This is a genomic window from Bacteroides caecigallinarum, assembly GCF_016901995.1.
In the GTDB taxonomy this organism is placed as follows: domain Bacteria; phylum Bacteroidota; class Bacteroidia; order Bacteroidales; family Bacteroidaceae; genus Phocaeicola; species Phocaeicola cellulolyticus.
On the sequence record NZ_JACJLE010000190.1, the window covers coordinates 1 to 294 of the forward strand.

Sequence of the window (294 nt, forward strand, 5' to 3'; positions counted from 1 at the left end):
GGCTTACTTCATCTACCTTGAATGTCTGCTTTTGGAACGGACTCAGTTCCAGAATGTCGTTAGTATGAATTCCGCGGAATTCAGTCTTTCCATGATAAACAATGTCCTTTCCGTGTCCGAGAGTGAAATAGACGATATTTATACTGTATATTTTTCTAACCTTGTCGTATCCTTCTCCTCTGTTTATGTATTCAGTCACCAGTTTTGATGTACCGAAAAGCATTCTTTGGAAGTAGGCATATTCGTTGTTGTTCTGCACTTCAATCAGGATTAGGTTTCCTTTTGAGTTTTCCG

At 39.1% G+C, this 294-nt stretch carries 1 protein-coding gene; it reads right to left on the reverse strand.

Features of this window, described 5'->3' with window-relative positions; all coding sequences use genetic code 11:
• On the reverse strand, nt 1–294 hold a 294-nt coding region (locus H6A61_RS15580; RefSeq protein ID WP_204394815.1), incomplete at both ends, for a PD-(D/E)XK nuclease family transposase.